Genomic DNA, 19,220 nt, shown 5'->3' with positions numbered 1-19,220 from the left:
GTTAATGATGATGTTTACGCCAGACCTATGTTTTAAGTCAACCCTAGTGCACGTTTGACTGGCGCGAAGCTCCGACGGTGAAACTCAGTGGCACCCAGTGCGGCCAGTTTCTCCAGATGAAAAGCCGTTGGATAGCCTTTGTGTTGGGCAAAACCATAAGCGGGGAAGCGTTGATCTAACTCGACCATCTCACGATCGCGAGTGACTTTCGCCATAATCGAGGCCGCACTGATTTCTGCCACACGGCTATCCCCTTTAACGACCGCCTGAGCGGACATCGGCAATGCCGGGCAACGGTTGCCGTCAATGAGAACAAAATCAGGCACGATAGCCAATCCAACCACCGCGCGCTGCATTGCCAGCATCGTAGCATGCAGGATATTCAGTTGATCAATCTCTTCCGGTTCCGCACGGCCAAGGCTCCACGCCAGCGCCTTCTCTTTGATTTCATCATAGAGCGACAGCCGACGTTTTTCACTCAGCTGTTTGGAATCCGCCAACCCGACAATTGGCCTAGTTGGATCAAGAATCACCGCAGCCGTTACGACCGCGCCAACAAGAGGGCCACGGCCCACTTCATCAACGCCAGCGATACAGGTCGCCTGCGGATAGATAAATATTTCACTCATGGTTTTCTTGGATGGTTTTACTAACATGGCTTTACTAATTCCAGTACCGCCTGAGCCGCCTGCTCATCGGCGTTACAGCGGATCTGCTGATGCAAATCCACAAACGTTGTACGTAGCTCAGCCATTTCTTCCGTATCGGCAAACAGCGGCAGCAGCGCAGCAGCCAGCTTATCCGGCGTACAATCGGTCTGTAGCAATTCCGTCACCAGTTCACGCCCAGCCAGCAAATTCGGCAGCGACACCCACGGCGTTTTGACCAAGCGCTGTGCTAGCCAGAAGGTAAAAGGCTTCATGCGATAACCGACAACCATCGGGCATTTAGCCAGCATGCACTCCAGCGCCGCCGTACCGGATGCCAGTAGTGCCGCATCACTGGCAATCATAGCTTCACGCGCCTGCCCATCCAGCAGATGCACGCGCAGATCGGGCGCAACGCTATTTTTTATCCGCTCAAACTGTTCACGCCGCTTGCTGTTGACCAGCGGAACCACGATTTCCAGATCGGGAAAATGCTGGCGCAGTAGCACAGCCGTATTGAGAAAATCTGCGCTAAGCATTTCAACTTCTGCACCGCGACTGCCCGGCAACAGCGCCAGACAATGAGCATCAGGCGCAATACCCAACGTCGCGCGTGCTGCCAGCTTATCGGGATGCAGCGGCATCGCATCGGCCATAGTATGACCGATAAAGCGACAGGGCACATTGAAACGATCGTAAAACGCTTTTTCAAAAGGCAAGAAGGCCAGCACCAGATTGGTCGCTTTACCTATTTTGAAAACGCGTTTTTGCCGCCATGCCCACACGGAAGGGCTGACGTAGTGAATGGTATTGATACCGCGCTGCTTGAGGTTGCCCTCTAGCGTGATATTGAAATCAGGAGCATCAATGCCCACGAAGACATCGGGTTGAAGTTCGCTAAAGCGCTGGGTTAAATCCCGCCGAATTTTCAGCAGGCGGGGAAGCCGTCCAAGCACCTCAACGATGCCCATGACAGCCAGCTCTTCCATCTCGTACCAGGCTTCACAGCCTTCGGCCTGCATACGCGGCCCGGCAACGCCGACAAACCGCGCATCCGGCACCTTTTCTTTTAGCGCCCGGATCAAGCCTGCGCCAAGGATGTCGCCGGAAGTTTCTCCGGCGACCAGCCCAATAGTCAAAGGACGTGATGACATGGATTAACGAATGATGCCGCGAGTAGAACGGGCAAAGAAATCGGTAAACGCCTGCACAGCCGGGTGTTCAGCCGCCAGCGCTTCAATTTCCGGTTTCACTTCGTCCAGCGTTTTACCGCTGCGGTAGAGCAGCTTGTATGCGTTGCGAATCGCGTGCAGGGTATCTTTTTCGAATCCACGACGCTTCAGGCCTTCAATGTTCAGGCCGAACGGCGTAGCGTGGTTACCCTGCGCGATAACATACGGCGGCACGTCTTGCGCCACACCGGAACATCCGCCAACCATGACGTGGGCACCAATGATGCAGAACTGGTGTACTGCCGTCATCCCACCGATAATCGCAAAATCATCGACGGAAACGTGGCCGCCCAGCGTCGCGTTATTCGCCAGAATACAACGGCTACCCACTACGCAGTCATGTGCGATATGCGTGTTGATCATCAACAGGTTATCGCTACCGACTTTAGTCAACCCGCCGCCCTGTGTCGTGCCACGATGAATCGTGACGCTTTCACGGATGCGGTTACGATCGCCAATCTCAACGCGGGTCGGTTCCCCGGCATATTTGAGATCCTGATTCACTTCACCAATTGACGTGAACTGATAGATTTCGTTGTCGCGACCAATTTTAGTGACGCCATTGACGACGACATGTGATTTCAGCACCGTCCCCGCACCGATCTCAACCTGAGAACCGATATAGCAGAACGGGCCAATATGAACGCCAGCGCCAATAATGGCACCGTCTTCAACAATCGAACTAGGGTGAATAAAGGCGGTTTGATCAATCACGTTATCAGGACTCCCGACGGCGAGCACACATCATTGACGCTTCACAGGCCACTTCGCCATCAACTTTGGCAACACCTTTAAAGCGCGCAACGCCGCGACGCTCTTTGATGAATTCAACTTCAAGGATCATTTGATCGCCTGGCTGCACGGGGCGCTTAAAGCGCGCTTCGTCAACAGCGGCGAAATAGTACAGCTCACCCGGTTCCAGTTTACCCACGCTTTTAAACGCAAGAATACCGGTGGCCTGAGCCATGGCTTCCAGAATCAACACGCCGGGAAAAATCGGTTTACCCGGGAAATGCCCCTGAAAGAAGGGTTCGTTGAAAGAGACGTTTTTCACCGCCCGCAGAAACTTCCCTTCTTCAAAATCCAGTACCCGATCAACCAGCAAAAACGGGAAACGGTGCGGTAATAATTCTAAAATCTCTTCAATATTCAGAGTATGAGTGTCAGTAGTCAAAATACTCTTCCTGTCCATAAAAAACTGATGCCATCAACAACACGGCCTGCGCAGACCCTAAATTAGGTGTCTTCAGGCAGGCCGCAAATAAAACGCGAGTGATTAAACGTTATCGACTTTTCGTTCAACGGCTTTCAACCGTTTGCTTATCTCATCAATATTCATCACCAGCGCTGCAGTTTTGCGCCACACTTTGTTGGGTTGCAAAGGAATGCCCGAAGAGTATACCCCAGGTTCTGTGATTGGTCGCATGACCATCCCCATTCCCGTTACCGTCACTTTATCGCAGATCTCCATGTGCCCGTTAATCACGCTGGCACCACCGATCATGCAATAACGACCAATTTTCAAGCTCCCCGCCATAATGACGCCACCCGCGACTGCGGTATTGTCGCCAATCACGACGTTGTGCGCAATCTGACATTGGTTATCAATGATAACACCATTGCCAATGACCGTATCATCCAACGCACCACGATCGATGGTTGTGCTCGCGCCAATCTCAACCCGATCGCCAATTCTGACCGTCCCCAACTGCGGGATCTTCACCCAGTTGCCGCGATCGTTGGCATAGCCAAAGCCGTCAGAACCGATCACCGTTCCCGACTGGATCAGGCAATGCTCACCCAGCTCAACGCGGTGATAAATCGTGACATTTGCCCATAAGCGAGTACCGGCACCAATGCGTGCATCTTTGCCGATAAAGCAGCCGGGGCCAATGACAACGCCATCACCCAGCAGTGCACCAGATTCGATGACAGCATTTGCGCCAACGGACACGTTCTGGCCCAGCGTCGCGTCTGGCGCAATAACTGCACTCGGCGCAATATCGGTTGCTGGCTGCGGCGTCGTATCCAACAGTTGCGCCATACGCGCATAGGTAAGATAGGGATTCTTCACTACCAGCGCCGCAACCTGACAGTAAGGTAAATCCGCTTCCGTCAGCACGACCACTGACGCTTGCGTCCCGGCCAGTTGCTCACGGTAACGACTGTCGGAAAGAAACGTAATTTGCCCAGTTTTTGCTGAATGCATAGAAGCAACACCGGTGATGACGATATCGCCATCACCGTGTAATTGTGCATCCAACTGTTGAGCTAACGCGTCCAGTCGAATTGAATACATGTATTATTTAACCTGTTTCAGCACATCGGCAGTAATGTCTTTAGCATTGGCGACATACGCAACGGCGTTAGCGTCAATCACAACATCATAACCTTCTTTGGTTGCAACGGCTTTCACCGCATCCTGAATACGGCTCAGGATTTTGTTACGTTCTTCAGTCTGACGGCGGCGGTTGTCCTGCTCAAAAGCCTGCGCTTTAGTAGAGAACTGCTCGCGCTGCGCCATGACGTCTTTTTCCATTTTGCTGCGATCGCTCGCTTTCATGGTAGAGCCATCACGCTGCAGCTTCTGCATCTTGGTCTGTAAATCGTTTTCCATCGATTGCAGTTCAGAAGCACGACCTTTGAATTCGTTTTCCAGCTGTTTGCCAACGGTTTCACGCTGCGGCAACTGTTGGAAAATGCTGGAGACGTTAACAACGGCAATTTTGTCAGCAGCCTGAACGCTGGCTGAAGCAGCCAATGCTAAACCGAGGCCTGCGGCACATAACCACTTTTTCACTATAAACTCCTCAACCTAACCTAATTTGTGTCTTAACACTTTAATTATGGGCATCGCGTCATGACATGAACGGTTTATGTTCAACCATTCATGTCCATGAACAACAATGCGACATTCCCTGCATACGACCTATTGACGTCACACTACCAGGTTTTGCCAATGTTAAACTGGAATTGTTCCGACTTGTCTCCATCGTACTTTTTAACCGGCTGGGCATAGGAGAAGACCAATGGCCCAAGCGGAGACATCCATTGTAACGCGATACCGCTGGAAACACGGAAGTTGCTCGCCTTGCCATAATCCGGCACGCCAGCTTTGAGTGTTTCAGCTGTATTTTCCCAGTTGGTATCCCATACCGTACCGCCATCCACAAAGAAGGACGTACGTACGGAGCTCGCGTATTTATCGCTGATAAACGGCGTCGGCACGATCAGTTCCGCACTCAGTACAACCATCGCGTTACCACCAACGGCATCATCCAGATTGGTTGAATCAATCGGGCAAGCAGAATAAGAACCAAAGCCAGAACCTACAAGACTCGCTGGACACTTATAATACGCCGCTTTAGGACCAATCGTATTCGACTGGAAGCCACGTACCGTACTGGAACCACCAGCATAGAAGTTGTCGTAGAACGGCACTTCTTTACTACCGATACCATCCGCAAAGCCTGCGCGTGTACGGCCCATCACCACCCAGTTACCGCTGTCGCTCAACGGATAGTAGCTCGCCGAATCAAACGTCAGTTTGTAATATTCGTTGTCCGAACCCGGCACGGCAATCTTGGCATTCGCAGACGCACGTGTTCCTTTCGTCGGGAAGTAACCGCGATCCAGGTTGTTATACGACCATCCAGTATTCAGGAAGAAATCGTTCGCTTTGAAGTCAGCGCTGGATTTGACGTTCTCGCCAACTACAGATGGATTAACGCCCACGGAATCCAGATAACGCCACATCGCCACCTGCGGTCTCATATCCGACAGATCGTTATGTACATAATCCAGACCGACGCGCAGTGAGTTATTCTCGTTAATCGGGAAGCCCAAGGTGCTGCCAACGCCATAGCTCACGTTGGTGTAGTCGGACAGATCGGCGTCAGATGCCTCAAACTTGTTATAGAAGACACGGCCACCGAGGCTAACGCCATCGACGGTAAAGTACGGGTCGGTCAGTGACAGCTCAACATACGTCTGGTAGTCGTTTTTAGTCCCGCTGATGCCAACGGAGTTACCCGTTCCCAGCCAGTTGTCCTGCTGGACCCCAGCCTGGAAGCTCACGCCGCTTTCTGTACCGAAACCGACACCAAAGTTGAATGTACCCGTATTACGCTCTTTGACTTTATACGTTACATCAACCTGATCGGCCACGCCGGGAACGCGTTGCGTTTCTACATCAACGCTTTCAAAGTATCCCAGTCGGTTTAAACGCTCTTTGCCCTGCTCAACCAGATCGTTGCCTAACCAGGCACCTTCCATCTGACGCATTTCACGGCGCAGAACGGAGTCTTTAGACGTGTCGTTACCGTCAAAGCGGATATGACGCACATAGAAACGGTTACCGGCATCAACGTTGATGTTTAATTTCACCGTCTTGTCTGCGTCATTAATTTCCGGCTGTGTCACCACGCGCGGATAGGCATAGCCATAACGACCCAGCAGCTTCTTGATGTCCTCTTCCATCCGGGTCACTTTCGTCCCGTTGTAGAGTTCACCCGGTTCAATCTTCGTCAATCCTTCGATTTCCGCAGAGTGACCAGCCAGATTGCCTTTCACCGCTACGCCGGACAGCTTGTACTGCTCGCCTTCCGTCATATTGATGGTGATGTAGATGCCCTTTTTATCTGGCGTCAGGCTCACCTGTGTGGAATCAATATTGAAACGCGCATAACCGCGATCCAGATAGAAACTCCGTAGGGTTTCCAGGTCACCAGACAGTTTTTGTTTCTGGTATTTACGATCGCCGACCACGTTCCACCACGGCACTTCATCACGTAGTTGGAAACGAGAGATCAATTCGTCGGAGCTGAACGCTTTGTTACCGACAATATTAATCTGCTGAATCTTGGCGGAAACGCCTTCCGTGAAGACCAGTTTCAGGTCTACGCGGTTACGCGGGAGTGGTGTGACAACGGCTTTCACCGACGCACTGTACTTGCCCACGCTGTAGTAGAAATCTTCCAGTCCTTTTTCGATGCTGGTGAGCGCAGTGCGGTCTAACGCTTCACCGACGCGCACGCCAGAAGCCTCCAGGTTTTCTTTCAGCATGTCGTCTTTGACTGACTTATTGCCGGAAAACGTGACGCTGGCGATGGTTGGACGTTCTTTCACCTGCACAATCAGCGTTTCGCCATCGCGCAGGACACGAACATCTTCAAAATTTCCGGTCGCAAACAAGGCACGGATGGTGTTACCGATATCATCGTCACCGATGGTATCACCAACGCGGACTGGCATACTGAGTAATGCCGCCCCGACGGCAACCCTTTGCAGGCCCTCGAAATGAATGTCCTTCACTACGAACCCGTCTGCACCGTATACGGTTGCGCTGCTAAACAGCAGCGACGCTATGAGCAACTTTTTGATCGCCATCGTTGTTATGCGTTTTTCCTAACCTAATCCCGCGCCTAGAGACGAGAGAAATCATTGAAAAGTGCGAGTCCCATTAACAACATCAGCAACACTGTACCAATGCGATAGCTAACGTCCTGCACACGCTCAGAAACCGGCCTGCCCTTCAACTTTTCAACCGCAAGAAAGAGCAGGTGTCTACCATCCAATACCGGCAGAGGGAACAGATTGATGATCCCCAAATTGACGCTGATTAAGGCCAAAAACATCAGGTAATAAATCAATCCATAATCTGCTGACATTCCTGCGCCCTGAGCAATCGAAATGGGACCACTCAGGTTGTTCAGCTTAACATCCCCCATAACCAGTTTCCCTAACATACTGACGGTCAATTTCATCAGTTGCCAGGTTTTATCTGTTGCCTGGTAGATCGCACTGAACGGCCCATACTGGCGCACAGTCCTGTATTCTTCAGGCAGCGGCGTCACACTTGGCATAACGCCTGCCAGCCCTTCAACTCTGCCACTTCCCACAGATTTGCTGTCTGGCGTTAACGTCAACGGAACGGTTGAGCCGTTGCGCTCCACCTCCAGAGCAATAGATTGCCCGGGGTTGTCACGCACGGCGATAACAAAATCACGCCATTGCGCTAGCGCCTGCCCGTCGACTTTAACGATCCTATCTCCGACTTGCAAACCTGCTTTTTCCGCCGCCGACCCAGCCTGCACCTGATGCAGTACCGGCTCAATTTGCGGACCACGCGGAATAATCCCGAGCGAGGCGGCAGGATCTTGTTTATCAGGCTCAAACTGCCACTCGCGTAAATCCAGCGTTTTCTGAACGACACGATCAGAGCCTAAAGGCGCGGTTCCGATCACAACATCGCTATCGCCGATTTTACCGATCAGAGCCAGACGCGCAGTATCCCAATCAGGCGTTTCGATACCGTCAACGGACTTTAGTTCCATTCCCGCCGACATTTCCGCCTGCGCCGCAATGGAGTTGGGCAGTATTTCACCCACGACCGGACGCACGCCCGGTACGCCGAGAATAAACACCAGCCAGTACGCCACAATGGCAAACAGGAAATTGGCAATGGGACCCGCGCTAACGATAGCCGCACGCTGCCAGACCGTTTTGCTATTAAATGATTGGTGACGAAATTCTGGCGCAACGGTGTCGACGCGCTCATCCAGCATCTTCACGTAGCCGCCAAGCGGGATCAGCGCAATCACGAATTCTGTACCGGTACGATCGCGACGACGCCATAGCGCGCGTCCGAAACCGACGGAGAAGCGTTCGACCTTCACACCACAGCGGCGCGCTACCCAGAAATGCCCAAATTCATGGACAGTGACCAGCACACCCAGTGCAATGATAAACGCGGCAAGATTCCAGAGAAAACTCAGCATAAATAGCTCTACCGCTTCCTTCTAAGCCACTTTAAACAGCAGCAGCATCAGGCAAGAGAACACAGGAACCGCAGCAGTCAGGCTGTCGATACGATCGAGCACGCCACCGTGCCCCGGAATCAAATGGCTACTGTCTTTGATGCCCGCCTCGCGTTTGAACATACTTTCCGTCAAATCACCCAGCACCGAGGCCAGCGCAGCGGCGATAGAACAAATCAACAACGTCGATGGCGCTACCGTTAACGGCGCATACAGGCTAAACAGCACGGAGATGAGCGCGGAGGTTGCCAGACCACCGAGAAAGCCTTCCCAGGTTTTGCCCGGCGAGACTTTTGGCGCGAGTTTACGCTTACCAAACAGTTTACCGAACATGTAGGCACCGCTGTCCGCGCCCCATACCAGCAGCATGACGTACAGCAGCCACCAGGCACCTGCAAATGGGTTAATCGCGTAATTGTAATGGCGAAGCGCGACCATACCCCAGAAAAACGGCACGATCGTCATGATGCCGAACACCAATCGCAATGTACGCGAATGACGCCAGAATGACGCGGAAGCCGGATAGAACAGCACCAACAGCAGCGCGACACCCCACCACACCAGTGATGACCAGAGCGCGATACTGATTTGCGGAATATGGACGGAATAATGGTAGGCCGGGAGTGATAACAGCATCAGCGCCAGCAGGAAACCACACAGGATCGCAAGCCACAGGCGTTGACCATAAGAGGCAAACCCTGCCAACTGACCCCATTCCCATGCCGCCAGCATACAGACAGCCAGCGTAACAAGCGTGAATCCCAGAGGAGGCAGCAAGAAAAGTGCTGCAATAACAATCGGGATCAAAATAAAAGCAGTAATCAGGCGATACTTCAGCAAAAGTTCCCCCTAGGATGCATCAGCATCGATAGGTGTTGTTCCCCCGAAGCGGCGCTCGCGTTGTGCAAAAGCATTCAGCGCACCTTCAAAGACTTGTTCATCGAAATCAGGCCAGAGGACATCAGTAAAGTAAAGTTCAGCATAAGCAATTTGCCACAGAAGAAAATTACTGATGCGGTGTTCTCCACCGGTTCTGATCACCAAATCAACCGGAGCCAGATCATGCAGACAGATGTACTGACATAATGACGCTTCATTAATGCTATCAGGGCGCAGAATGCCTTCCTGCACCTGCTCTGCAAGTTGCCGTACTCCCTGAATAATATCCCAACGGCCGCCATAATTCGCGGCAATATTCAGTGTGAGCCCCTGATTCTTTTCCGTCAGTGCTTCTGAACGGCGGATTCGCTCTTGTAAACGCGGACTGAAGCGGCCGATATCGCCAATGACCCGCAAGCGAACATTATGCTTGTGCAGGCTTTTCACTTCGCTGTCCAGCGCTCTAACAAACAGTTCCATGAGTGCGGAAACTTCCTGCGCCGGGCGGTTCCAGTTTTCACTGCTAAATGCGTAAAGTGTCAGTGCGTCCAGCCCTTGGCTCACTGCAAAACTGACCGAACGCCGCACAGCCTTTACACCAGCCTGATGGCCAAAAATCCGCATTTTCCCCCGGCTTTTTGCCCAGCGACCATTGCCATCCATGATAATGGCAACATGCCGCGGCACGGCGGGTGGCAGATCGTTAGTATTTTTTTGATTATCGGACGGCATAACGCGTACTTATTTCCTCAAGCAAGAAATACAACAGTCCTTCCGTAACATCAGACCCCGTTAGCGCAAAAAAAGCCGTGAACGATCACGGCTTAGCTTCACGGTCGATTAAACAACTTTCGCATAATCAACCATTGAGTGGCGCAGACTATACCACCTCCACTGCACATGAACAAATTGTGCCACGGCGCTATCCAGCTATCGCGCGTAATGTGTCAGGGTCTGTGTTGCGACCTGTCTGGCCCAGCGGTCGATAAACAGAACATCATCAACGCTGGTGGGTTCTGGTAATGTAAGTTGTTCAATAACATGCCGATTTACCGCCGCAATATCCGTAAAACGGATCTGCGACTGCAAAAATGCCGCTACCGCAATTTCATTCGCGGCGTTCAGTGCCGTGGTGGCCGACTGACCATGATTACAGGCATCAATAGCGAGCTGTAAACAAGGATAGCGTGCATAGTCCGGGGCTAAAAATGTCAGCGCGCCAATCTGGCAAAAATCTAACGCCTTTGCACCGGATGTCACACGTTCGGGATACGCCATTGCATGGGCAATCGGCGTGCGCATATCGGGCGATCCCAACTGCGCCAGAACGCTGCCATCGCGGTAACGCACCATCGAGTGAATCACCGACTGCGGATGAATGATGACTTCCATCTGTTCGGCAGAAGCATTAAACAACCAGCGCGCTTCGATATACTCCAGCCCTTTGTTCATCATCGTGGCAGAATCAACCGAAATTTTGCGCCCCATTGACCAGTTTGGATGCGCACACGCCTGATCTGGCGTCATGTCTGCCAGCGCCGACACCGGAGTTTCACGAAACGGCCCACCGGAACCAGTCAGAACAATACGTTCGACCCCATGCAGCGACAATGAAGCGTAGCCTAATTGACGCTGAATTTGCTCAGGTAAACTCTGAAAAATCGCATTATGTTCGCTATCAATCGGTAAAAGCTGTGCGCCGCTTTGCGCCACGGCGTCCATGAACAGACGTCCGCAGGTAACCAGTGATTCTTTGTTCGCCAACAAAACCTGTTTTCCGGCATGAATTGCCGCGAGTGTTGGCAATAACCCCGCCGCCCCCACAATCGCAGCCATGACCTGATCGACACCCTCTAATGCAGCAAGTTCACACGCAGCCTGCTCGCCAGCCAACACTTCCGTTTTACAACCATATTCCGCCAACTGCTGGCGCAGGGCGGTTGCAGAGGCTTCATCAGCCATTGAGGCATAAGCGGGTTGGAAAGTGAGGCACTGCTCTAGCATCAACTTGACGTTGTACCCAGCAGATAACGCGCGTACGGCAAATTTATCGGGATTGGCTTTAATGACGGCCAGAGAACTGACGCCAATAGAGCCAGTGGAACCAAGAATTGTCAGTTGCTTCATTAAAAATGCTCTGAATAACCGGATTTGATGACAGGAAGGTACACGAGTCTGAGGCGATTACCATGATATATCTCTGCTATCGATCACAGTCACGACAGCCACAGGCATATACACAGCAAAAAAATTGTTTACTACCCAGAGGGGCTAGCCTTCACCCATTCCTTGTATAACCATAAAATAAAGCGCCGCCGGAAAAAGAGGGCAAGCCCACAGATTCCCTGCGACGCACTATTTAACAGGCTGATTAGAACTCCATCAGCTCCGCTTCTTTCTCTGCCAGAGCGACGTCCACTTTCTTAATGAAGTTATCAGTCAGCTTCTGCACGTCGTCCTGAGCGCGACGTTCTTCATCTTCACTGATCGCTTTATCTTTCAGCAGCGCTTTCAGTTTGTCGTTAGCATCACGGCGCACGTTACGTACGGAGATACGCCCCTGCTCTGCTTCGCCACGAACCACTTTGATCAGGTCTTTACGGCGCTCTTCCGTCAGCGGTGGCAGCGGAACACGGATTACGGTGCCAGCAGAAGACGGGTTCAAGCCGAGGTCGGAAGCCATGATCGCTTTCTCAACTGCTGGGCCAAGTGAACGATCGAATACCGAAATCGCCAACGTGCGGGAATCTTCTACGACAACGTTCGCAACCTGACGCAGTGGCGTTGCGCTACCATAGTATTCAACCTGGATGCCATCGAGAATGCTAGGCGATGCACGGCCGGTACGGATTTTGCTGATCTGATTTTTAAACGCTTCAACACATTTGTCCATGCGCGTTTCAGCATCTTTTCTGATTTCATTAGTCACGTTGTGAACCCTTGAAAACTGGTTGCCTGGCAGGCCATGTCAGTACATGACCCGGTGAATAATTAATGCCAGCGCGCGGCTGGCGTATAGAGCAATACTGAGAATATATTACCCTATAATCGGGATTAGCCGTTATTACTGACTAATCAACGTCCCTTCTTTTTCACCCATGACAACGCGACGCAGTGCGCCAGGCTTGTTCATGTTGAAAACACGGATTGGTAAATTATGGTCGCGCGCCAGCGTGAACGCGGCAAGATCCATGACTTTCAGCTCACGTTCTAACACGTCTTGATAAGTTAGCGTTTCATACATCGTCGCTGTAGGATCTTTCACTGGATCGGCAGAATAGACGCCATCGACTTTTGTCGCTTTCAATACGACATCCGCTTCAATCTCAATGCCGCGCAGGCAAGCCGCAGAATCTGTGGTGAAGAAAGGGTTGCCAGTTCCGGCGGAGAAGATCACTACGCGGTTATTACGCAGCAGGCTAATCGCCTCTGCCCAGCTGTAGTTATCACAGACGCCATTCAGCGGAATAGCAGACATCAGGCGAGCGTTCACATAGGCACGGTGCAACGCATCACGCATTGCCAGACCATTCATGACGGTCGCCAGCATTCCCATGTGGTCGCCCACAACGCGGTTCATACCCGCTTTAGCCAGACCCGCGCCACGAAACAGGTTACCACCGCCGATAACCACACCGACCTGAATGCCTAACTCAACCAGTTCTTTCACTTCCTGAGCCATGCGATCCAGAATGCTCGCATCGATCCCAAAACCTTCAGTTCCCTGTAAAGCTTCGCCACTGAGCTTCAGCAGGATTCGTTGATAGACGGGTTTTGCATTGGTTGCCATGGTGTTCTTATCCTACAGGCTGTCGTCGTATTGGGGGGTTGTAAAAATCAAAACTGTTCCACTCGGCTCCTATCTGAATGCAGGAAACCCAGCGAACTAAAACTCTTTGGGCTGGATAAAAAGGAACCGCCAACTGGCGGCTCTTTTTTTTGCTATTAAGACTGCTTACTCATTGCTGCAACTTCAGCAGCAAAGTCAGTCTCAACTTTCTCAATACCTTCACCCACTTCGAAACGGATGAAGTTAGTCACGTCAGCGTTGTGCTCTTTCAGCAGTTGACCAACAGACTTGGCTGGATCCATAACGAAAGGCTGACCCGTCAGAGAAACTTCACCGGTGAATTTCTTCATACGGCCTTCAACCATTTTCTCTGCGATTTCTTTCGGCTTGCCAGACTGCATCGCGATTTCTAACTGAACCTGGTACTCTTTCTCTACCACTTCAGCAGACACGTCTTCTGGCTTAACGAATTCTGGTTTGCTTGCTGCAACGTGCATAGCCAGGTGTTTAACCAGCTCTTCGTCAGCGCCTTTAGCGGCAACCAGAACACCGATGCGCGCACCGTGTTGGTAGTTACCCAGAACTTCGCCTTCCAGAGCGGAAACGCGACGAATGTTGATGTTTTCACCAATTTTCGCAACCAGTGCAACACGCTCTTCTTCGAACTGTGCTTTCAACACGTCAACGTCAGTGATTTTGCCTGCAACCGCAGCGTCCAGCACTTTATCAGCAAATGCCTGGAAACCACCGTCTTTAGCAACGAAGTCGGTCTGGCAGTTAACTTCCAGGATCACAGCGTAGTTACCGTCGATCTTAGTTTTGATCACGCCATCAGCAGCAACGTTACCTGCTTTCTTCGCCGCTTTAATTGCGCCAGATTTACGCATGTTTTCGATTGCCAGCTCGATGTCGCCGTTAGCTTCAACCAGCGCTTTCTTACATTCCATCATGCCCGCAGCGGTACGCTCACGCAGCTCTTTTACCAGGGATGCGGTAATTTCAGCCATTCTAAAATCCTCGGAAGATTTGTTCTGCCTGGTCGTCACGACCAAACAGCTTTAAAAGTGAAAAAGGGGCCATAAAAAGGCCCCTAACCAAACTAGTACTACCTGGTTAATAAGGGCTCAACGAGCCAGACTTATTATTCAGCTTCTACTAAGCCTTCTTCTGCCTGCACAGCCAGATCTTGAGAACGGCCTTCGCGGACAGCAGTAGCAACAGCGCTCAGGTACAGGCTAACTGCACGGATTGCGTCATCGTTACCAGGGATGATGTAGTCAACGCCATCTGGATCGGAGTTGGTATCAACCACTGCGAATACCGGAATACCCAGGTTGTTAGCTTCTTTGATTGCGATGTGCTCGTGATCGGCGTCGATAACGAACAGCGCGTCTGGCAGACCGCCCATATCTTTGATACCGCCCAGGCTGTTTTCCAGCTTGTCCAGTTCACGAGTGCGCATCAGCGCCTCTTTTTTGGTCAGCTTGTCGAACGTGCCGTCTTGAGATTGGGTTTCCAGATCTTTCAAACGTTTGATGGACTGACGAACGGTTTTCCAGTTAGTCAGCATACCGCCCAACCAACGATGGTTCACGAAGAACTGATCGCAGTTGTTGGCTGCATCTTTTACCGCTTCGCTTGCTGCGCGCTTAGTACCAACGAACAGAATTTTGCCTTTGCGAGAAGCAATTTTGCTCAGCTCAGCCAGAGCGTCGTTGAACATTGGTACAGTTTTTTCAAGGTTGATGATGTGAACTTTGTTACGTGCACCGAAGATGAATGGCTTCATTTTCGGGTTCCAGTAACGGGTCTGGTGACCAAAGTGTACGCCAGCCTTGAGCATATCGCGCATGGAAACAGTTGCCATGATTACCTCTATTAATTAAGTATGGGGTTATGCCTCCACATGTCCCATTGCGCCGACCCCATCCGGTGAAACACCTCAGGAGCACCCCGGCGAACGTGCCGACATGTGTGTGTTATTTACACAAAGTGAGTTTAGTCGATGTGGTTGAATACCGTATAACCGATATCCAGCCGGATCATCGGCGCGCTTTATACCATAAATCCCCCAGCGACACCAACATTTGTTATTCAATCGTCCACAAATCAGAATGATAGTTTGGCAAGCCAACGGCATGGCTGGTAACATAAGTTATTAGTTATCGCTCTTAATTTTTGTGCTTAACAGGCACCTGCGGACAATCATCAATGGCAATTTCAATTAAAACTCCTGAAGACATCGAAAAAATGCGCGTAGCTGGCCGTCTGGCTGCCGAAGTCCTGGAAATCATCGAACCCCACGTGGTACCGGGCGTGAGCACTGCTGAATTAGACAGAATCTGCCACGATCACATCACCAACAAGCAACAGGCCATTTCTGCTTGTCTGGGCTACCACGGCTTCCCGAAATCCGTCTGTATCTCCATCAACGAAGTGGTGTGCCACGGCATTCCTAGCGAAGAACGCATTTTGAAAGACGGCGATATCGTCAACATCGACGTCACCGTGATCAAAGACGACTTCCACGGCGATACGTCAAAAATGTTTATCGTCGGCAAACCCACCATTTTGGGTGAGCGCCTCTGCCGCATCACGCAGGAAAGCCTCTATCTGGCACTGAAAATGGTTAAGCCGGGCATTCGCCTGCGTACGTTGGGCAAAGCGATCCAGCAGTTTGCTGAAGGGAATAACTTCTCCGTGGTGCGTGAATATTGTGGTCACGGCATCGGCAAGGGCTTCCACGAAGAGCCACAGGTTCTGCACTACGATGCTGACGACGGTGGCGTGGTGCTACAGGCGGGAATGGCATTTACGATCGAGCCTATGCTCAATGCTGGTGATTACCGTATTCGTACGATGAAAGACGGCTGGACGGTAAAAACCAAAGATCGCAGCTTGTCGGCACAGTACGAGCATACTATTGTGGTAACCGATAACGGCTGCGAAATAATGACGTTGCGAAAGGATGACACCATCCCCAACATCATCACGCATGAACAGTAAACACGAAGCCGGCAGACGCCGGCTTTTTTTATGGCGTGCAGAAAGCACGCCCCCTACGGGCCGTCGCAAGCGACGTTGAAAAACGCGCTCTGCGTTTTTTTATGGGCTGCGCTATGACAGATAACCGCTTTTCGCCAGACAGTACGCCACCTGACGCTGCCTCACCAAACAGCCCTATAGATCCTATTGCACCCGCGCAGTTGCCTGCATCACCGCTGACCTACGCCGATGACATGCTGAACTGCCAGACGTTAAAACAGCAGTTGGAACTGTTTCAGCTTTGGCTCGGTTCAGAATTCCGTTCAGGCGTCAGCGCAGAAAAGCTGATTGATGCCAGAACCTTGTTCATCGATCGCCTGTTGCAGCGGCTCTGGTATTTCTACGGCTTTGAAAATATCGCTCAAACTTCGCTGGTCGCCGTCGGCGGATATGGCCGCGGTGAGCTACACCCGCTTTCCGATATCGACGTACTGGTATTAAGCCAGACAGAGCTGAGTGAAGAGCATTCCCAGCGCGTCGGCCAATTCATCACCCTACTGTGGGATTTGAAGCTGGAAGTCGGCCATAGCGTCAGAACGCTGGAAGAGTGCTTACAGGAAGGACGCGCAGATATTTCCGTCGCCACCAACCTGATCGAATCCCGCATGATATGCGGCGACGTCGCCCTGTTTCTTACGCTGCAAAAACATGTATTCAGCGATGAATTTTGGCCGTCCCCCGCATTTTTCCCAGCAAAAATCGCCGAACAGCAGGAACGCCATCAGCGCTACCACAGCACCAGCTATAATCTGGAACCCGACATCAAGAGCAGCCCGGGCGGGCTACGCGATATTCACACGCTGCTGTGGGTCGCGAGACGCCACTTCGGCGCGACCTCGCTCAACGAAATGGTGGGTTTCGGCTTTCTAACCGAAGCGGAGCGTAAAGAGCTGAACGAATGCCAAAGCTTTTTGTGGCGCATCCGCTTCGCACTTCATCTGATCCTGCCACGTTACGACAACCGACTTCTGTTCGACAGGCAGTTGAACGTCGCACAGCTGCTGCAATATCAGGGCGAAGGCAACACGCCAGTCGAGCGCATGATGAAGGATTTCTACCGTATGACGCGTCGCGTCAGCGAGTTGAACCAGATGCTGTTGCAGCTCTTTGACGAAGCGATTCTGGCGTTGGATGCGAGTGAAAAGCCTCGTCCGATTGACGATGAGTTTCAGCTACGCGGCAATCTGCTAGATCTGCGCGATGAAAACCTGTTTATCAAAAAGCCGGAAGCCATCATGCGCATGTTCTACCTGATGGTGCGCAACCGCGATATCAGCGGCATTTACTCCACCACGTTGCGCCAGTTGCGCCATGCTCGTCGCCATCTCGCCAGCCCGCTTTGTACCATCCCAGAAGCGCGCCAGCTGTTCATAAATATTCTGCGCCATCCGCATGCGGTAAGTCGTGCGCTGCTGCCAATGCATCGCCACAGCGTGCTGTGGGCGTATATGCCGCTGTGGGGAAATATCGTCGGTCAGATGCAGTTCGATCTGTTTCACGCCTATACGGTGGATGAGCACACGATCCGCGTTCTGCTCAAGCTGGAAAGCTTCGCCGACGAGGATACGCGACCACAGCATCCGCTGTGCGTAGAGCTCTACCCTCGCCTGCCCCAGCCTGAATTGTTACTGCTAGCTGCGTTGTTCCACGATATCGCGAAAGGCCGAGGGGGCGATCACTCTGAGCTGGGCGCGCAGGATGTGCTGGAGTTTGCCGCGCTGCACGGGCTGAACTCGCGCGAAGCGCAGTTGGTTTCCTGGCTGGTGCGCTGCCACCTGCTGATGTCTGTCACCGCACAGCGTCGCGACATTCAGGATCCTACCGTCATTCAGCAATTTGCTACAGAAGTGCAGAGCGAAACCCGTCTGCGCTATCTGGTCAGCCTGACAGTTGCGGATATCTGTGCCACCAATGAAACGCTGTGGAACAGTTGGAAACAGAGCCTGTTGCGTGAGCTCTATTTCGCTACCGAGAAGCAGCTGCGACGTGGCATGCAAAATACCCCAGATTTACGCGAACGCGTCCGCCACCATCGGTTGCAGGCGCTGGCGCTACTGCGCATGGACAACATTGACGAAGAAGCGCTGCACCACATCTGGAGCCGCTGTCGAGCCGATTATTTCCTGCGCCACTCGCCAAACCAGCTTGCTTGGCACGCACGTCATCTGCTGGAGCATGACGTCAACAAACCGCTGGTGCTGATCAGTCATCAAGCTAGCCGTGGCGGTACAGAGATTTTTATCTGGAGCCCGGACAGACCTTATCTTTTCGCGGCGGTTGCCGGTGAGTTAGATCGACGCAACCTCAGCGTGCACGATGCACAGATTTTTACCAGCCGCGACGGCATGGCGATGGATACGTTCATCGTGCTGGAACCGGACGGCAGCCCGTTGGCGCAAGATCGGCATGAAATGATACGCCACGCGCTGGAACAGGCGCTGACACATCGGCACTATCAACACCCGCGCGTGCGCCGACCGTCGCCCAAGCTACGCCATTTCAGCGTGCCAACGGAAGTCAACTTCCTGCCGACGCACACGGACAGACGCAGCTACATGGAGCTCAGCGCACTCGACCAACCGGGGCTGTTGGCACGTATCGGTGAAATTTTTGCCGATCTCAACCTATCGCTGCACGGCGCACGCATTTCTACGATCGGCGAGCGGGTAGAGGATCTTTTCATTCTGGCCGACAGCGACAGACGGGCATTAAAGCCGGATTTACGCCTTAAATTGCAAGAACGGTTGACAGAAGCCCTTAACCCAAACGATAAAGTACCATTGAGTTAATTTTTACAATCAGGAAAGAG

At 52.2% G+C, this 19,220-nt stretch carries 17 protein-coding genes; 2 read left to right on the top strand and 15 right to left on the bottom strand.

Annotated elements, in window-relative coordinates; translation table 11 throughout:
* Positions 1 to 32: 32 nt before the first annotated feature.
* The 15 genes from rnhB to rpsB form a co-directional block, all read right to left on the bottom strand.
* Entirely contained in the window at positions 33 to 629 is a 597-nt protein-coding gene (rnhB, locus tag BUB06_RS08195; protein ID WP_039472626.1) for a ribonuclease HII, read from the bottom strand.
* A 20-nt stretch (positions 630 to 649) separates the two neighbouring features.
* Positions 650 to 1,801, bottom strand: a complete 1,152-nt coding sequence (lpxB, locus tag BUB06_RS08190; protein WP_039472281.1) for a lipid-A-disaccharide synthase — start codon at positions 1,799 to 1,801, stop codon at positions 650 to 652.
* Between the two features lie 3 nt (positions 1,802 to 1,804).
* Entirely contained in the window at positions 1,805 to 2,593 is a 789-nt protein-coding gene (gene lpxA / locus BUB06_RS08185) for an acyl-ACP--UDP-N-acetylglucosamine O-acyltransferase (protein WP_039472625.1), read from the bottom strand.
* A gap of 4 nt (positions 2,594 to 2,597) precedes the next feature.
* Positions 2,598 to 3,071, bottom strand: a complete 474-nt coding sequence (gene fabZ / locus BUB06_RS08180) for a 3-hydroxyacyl-ACP dehydratase FabZ (protein WP_170309992.1) — start codon at positions 3,069 to 3,071, stop codon at positions 2,598 to 2,600.
* 84 nt (positions 3,072 to 3,155) lie between these two features.
* Positions 3,156 to 4,178 carry a UDP-3-O-(3-hydroxymyristoyl)glucosamine N-acyltransferase gene (lpxD, locus tag BUB06_RS08175; RefSeq protein ID WP_039355954.1) on the bottom strand — a complete coding sequence of 341 codons (1,023 nt, stop codon included), beginning with the start codon at positions 4,176 to 4,178 and terminating at the stop codon, positions 3,156 to 3,158.
* A gap of 3 nt (positions 4,179 to 4,181) precedes the next feature.
* Complete coding sequence (gene skp, locus BUB06_RS08170) at positions 4,182 to 4,679, bottom strand: molecular chaperone Skp (RefSeq protein WP_010296419.1); 498 nt, start codon at positions 4,677 to 4,679, stop codon at positions 4,182 to 4,184.
* Between the two features lie 143 nt (positions 4,680 to 4,822).
* On the bottom strand, positions 4,823 to 7,267 hold the full coding sequence (gene bamA, locus BUB06_RS08165) for an outer membrane protein assembly factor BamA (RefSeq protein ID WP_039472279.1): 2,445 nt from the start codon (positions 7,265 to 7,267) through the stop codon (positions 4,823 to 4,825).
* Positions 7,268 to 7,302: 35 nt separating this feature from the next.
* The gene (gene rseP / locus BUB06_RS08160) at positions 7,303 to 8,658 is read right to left on the bottom strand and encodes a sigma E protease regulator RseP (RefSeq protein WP_039472276.1); all 1,356 of its coding nucleotides are present in this window, start codon (positions 8,656 to 8,658) and stop codon (positions 7,303 to 7,305) included.
* A 21-nt stretch (positions 8,659 to 8,679) separates the two neighbouring features.
* On the bottom strand, positions 8,680 to 9,537 hold the full coding sequence (cdsA, locus tag BUB06_RS08155; protein ID WP_010296412.1) for a phosphatidate cytidylyltransferase: 858 nt from the start codon (positions 9,535 to 9,537) through the stop codon (positions 8,680 to 8,682).
* Positions 9,538 to 9,546: 9 nt separating this feature from the next.
* Positions 9,547 to 10,308, bottom strand: a complete 762-nt coding sequence (gene ispU / locus BUB06_RS08150; RefSeq protein WP_010296409.1) for a (2E,6E)-farnesyl-diphosphate-specific ditrans,polycis-undecaprenyl-diphosphate synthase — start codon at positions 10,306 to 10,308, stop codon at positions 9,547 to 9,549.
* Positions 10,309 to 10,506: 198 nt separating this feature from the next.
* The gene (gene ispC, locus BUB06_RS08145; RefSeq protein ID WP_039472274.1) at positions 10,507 to 11,703 is read right to left on the bottom strand and encodes a 1-deoxy-D-xylulose-5-phosphate reductoisomerase; all 1,197 of its coding nucleotides are present in this window, start codon (positions 11,701 to 11,703) and stop codon (positions 10,507 to 10,509) included.
* A 244-nt stretch (positions 11,704 to 11,947) separates the two neighbouring features.
* Positions 11,948 to 12,505 (bottom strand): ribosome recycling factor, encoded by a 558-nt coding sequence (frr, locus tag BUB06_RS08140; protein WP_010296407.1) that lies wholly within the window; start codon positions 12,503 to 12,505, stop codon positions 11,948 to 11,950.
* Between the two features lie 135 nt (positions 12,506 to 12,640).
* Positions 12,641 to 13,366, bottom strand: coding sequence for a UMP kinase (gene pyrH / locus BUB06_RS08135; RefSeq protein WP_010296404.1), 726 nt, complete (start codon positions 13,364 to 13,366; stop codon positions 12,641 to 12,643).
* A 155-nt stretch (positions 13,367 to 13,521) separates the two neighbouring features.
* Entirely contained in the window at positions 13,522 to 14,373 is an 852-nt protein-coding gene (gene tsf, locus BUB06_RS08130) for a translation elongation factor Ts (protein ID WP_010296401.1), read from the bottom strand.
* A gap of 134 nt (positions 14,374 to 14,507) precedes the next feature.
* A complete protein-coding gene (gene rpsB / locus BUB06_RS08125) occupies positions 14,508 to 15,233 on the bottom strand; it encodes a 30S ribosomal protein S2 (protein ID WP_010284816.1) in 726 nt (241 codons plus the stop codon).
* Positions 15,234 to 15,577: 344 nt separating this feature from the next.
* Here rpsB and map point away from each other — a divergent pair, with 344 nt between their 5' ends.
* Positions 15,578 to 16,372, top strand: a complete 795-nt coding sequence (gene map, locus BUB06_RS08120; protein WP_014914446.1) for a type I methionyl aminopeptidase — start codon at positions 15,578 to 15,580, stop codon at positions 16,370 to 16,372.
* Positions 16,373 to 16,485: 113 nt separating this feature from the next.
* Positions 16,486 to 19,200, top strand: a complete 2,715-nt coding sequence (gene glnD / locus BUB06_RS08115) for a bifunctional uridylyltransferase/uridylyl-removing protein GlnD (protein ID WP_039472623.1) — start codon at positions 16,486 to 16,488, stop codon at positions 19,198 to 19,200.
* Positions 19,201 to 19,220 lie beyond the last annotated feature (20 nt).

Origin of the sequence: Pectobacterium carotovorum (assembly GCF_900129615.1) — a bacterium.
Taxonomy (GTDB): domain Bacteria; phylum Pseudomonadota; class Gammaproteobacteria; order Enterobacterales; family Enterobacteriaceae; genus Pectobacterium; species Pectobacterium carotovorum.
This window is presented reverse-complemented; position numbering and strand designations above follow the sequence as displayed.

Excerpts from the sequence above, each read along its gene's own strand:
- rpsB (WP_010284816.1), bottom strand. The coding sequence starts at position 15,233 with ATGGCAACTGTTTCCATGCGCGATATGCTCAAGGCTGGCGTACACTTT.
- lpxB (WP_039472281.1), bottom strand. The coding sequence starts at position 1,801 with ATGTCATCACGTCCTTTGACTATTGGGCTGGTCGCCGGAGAAACTTCC.
- ispC (WP_039472274.1), bottom strand. The coding sequence starts at position 11,703 with ATGAAGCAACTGACAATTCTTGGTTCCACTGGCTCTATTGGCGTCAGT.
- tsf (WP_010296401.1), bottom strand. The coding sequence starts at position 14,373 with ATGGCTGAAATTACCGCATCCCTGGTAAAAGAGCTGCGTGAGCGTACC.
- fabZ (WP_170309992.1), bottom strand. The coding sequence starts at position 3,071 with ATGGACAGGAAGAGTATTTTGACTACTGACACTCATACTCTGAATATT.
- rseP (WP_039472276.1), bottom strand. The coding sequence starts at position 8,658 with ATGCTGAGTTTTCTCTGGAATCTTGCCGCGTTTATCATTGCACTGGGT.
- bamA (WP_039472279.1), bottom strand. The coding sequence starts at position 7,267 with ATGGCGATCAAAAAGTTGCTCATAGCGTCGCTGCTGTTTAGCAGCGCA.
- rnhB (WP_039472626.1), bottom strand. The coding sequence starts at position 629 with ATGAGTGAAATATTTATCTATCCGCAGGCGACCTGTATCGCTGGCGTT.
- glnD (WP_039472623.1), top strand. The coding sequence starts at position 16,486 with ATGACAGATAACCGCTTTTCGCCAGACAGTACGCCACCTGACGCTGCC.
- lpxD (WP_039355954.1), bottom strand. The coding sequence starts at position 4,178 with ATGTATTCAATTCGACTGGACGCGTTAGCTCAACAGTTGGATGCACAA.
- map (WP_014914446.1), top strand. The coding sequence starts at position 15,578 with ATGGCAATTTCAATTAAAACTCCTGAAGACATCGAAAAAATGCGCGTA.
- pyrH (WP_010296404.1), bottom strand. The coding sequence starts at position 13,366 with ATGGCAACCAATGCAAAACCCGTCTATCAACGAATCCTGCTGAAGCTC.
- ispU (WP_010296409.1), bottom strand. The coding sequence starts at position 10,308 with ATGCCGTCCGATAATCAAAAAAATACTAACGATCTGCCACCCGCCGTG.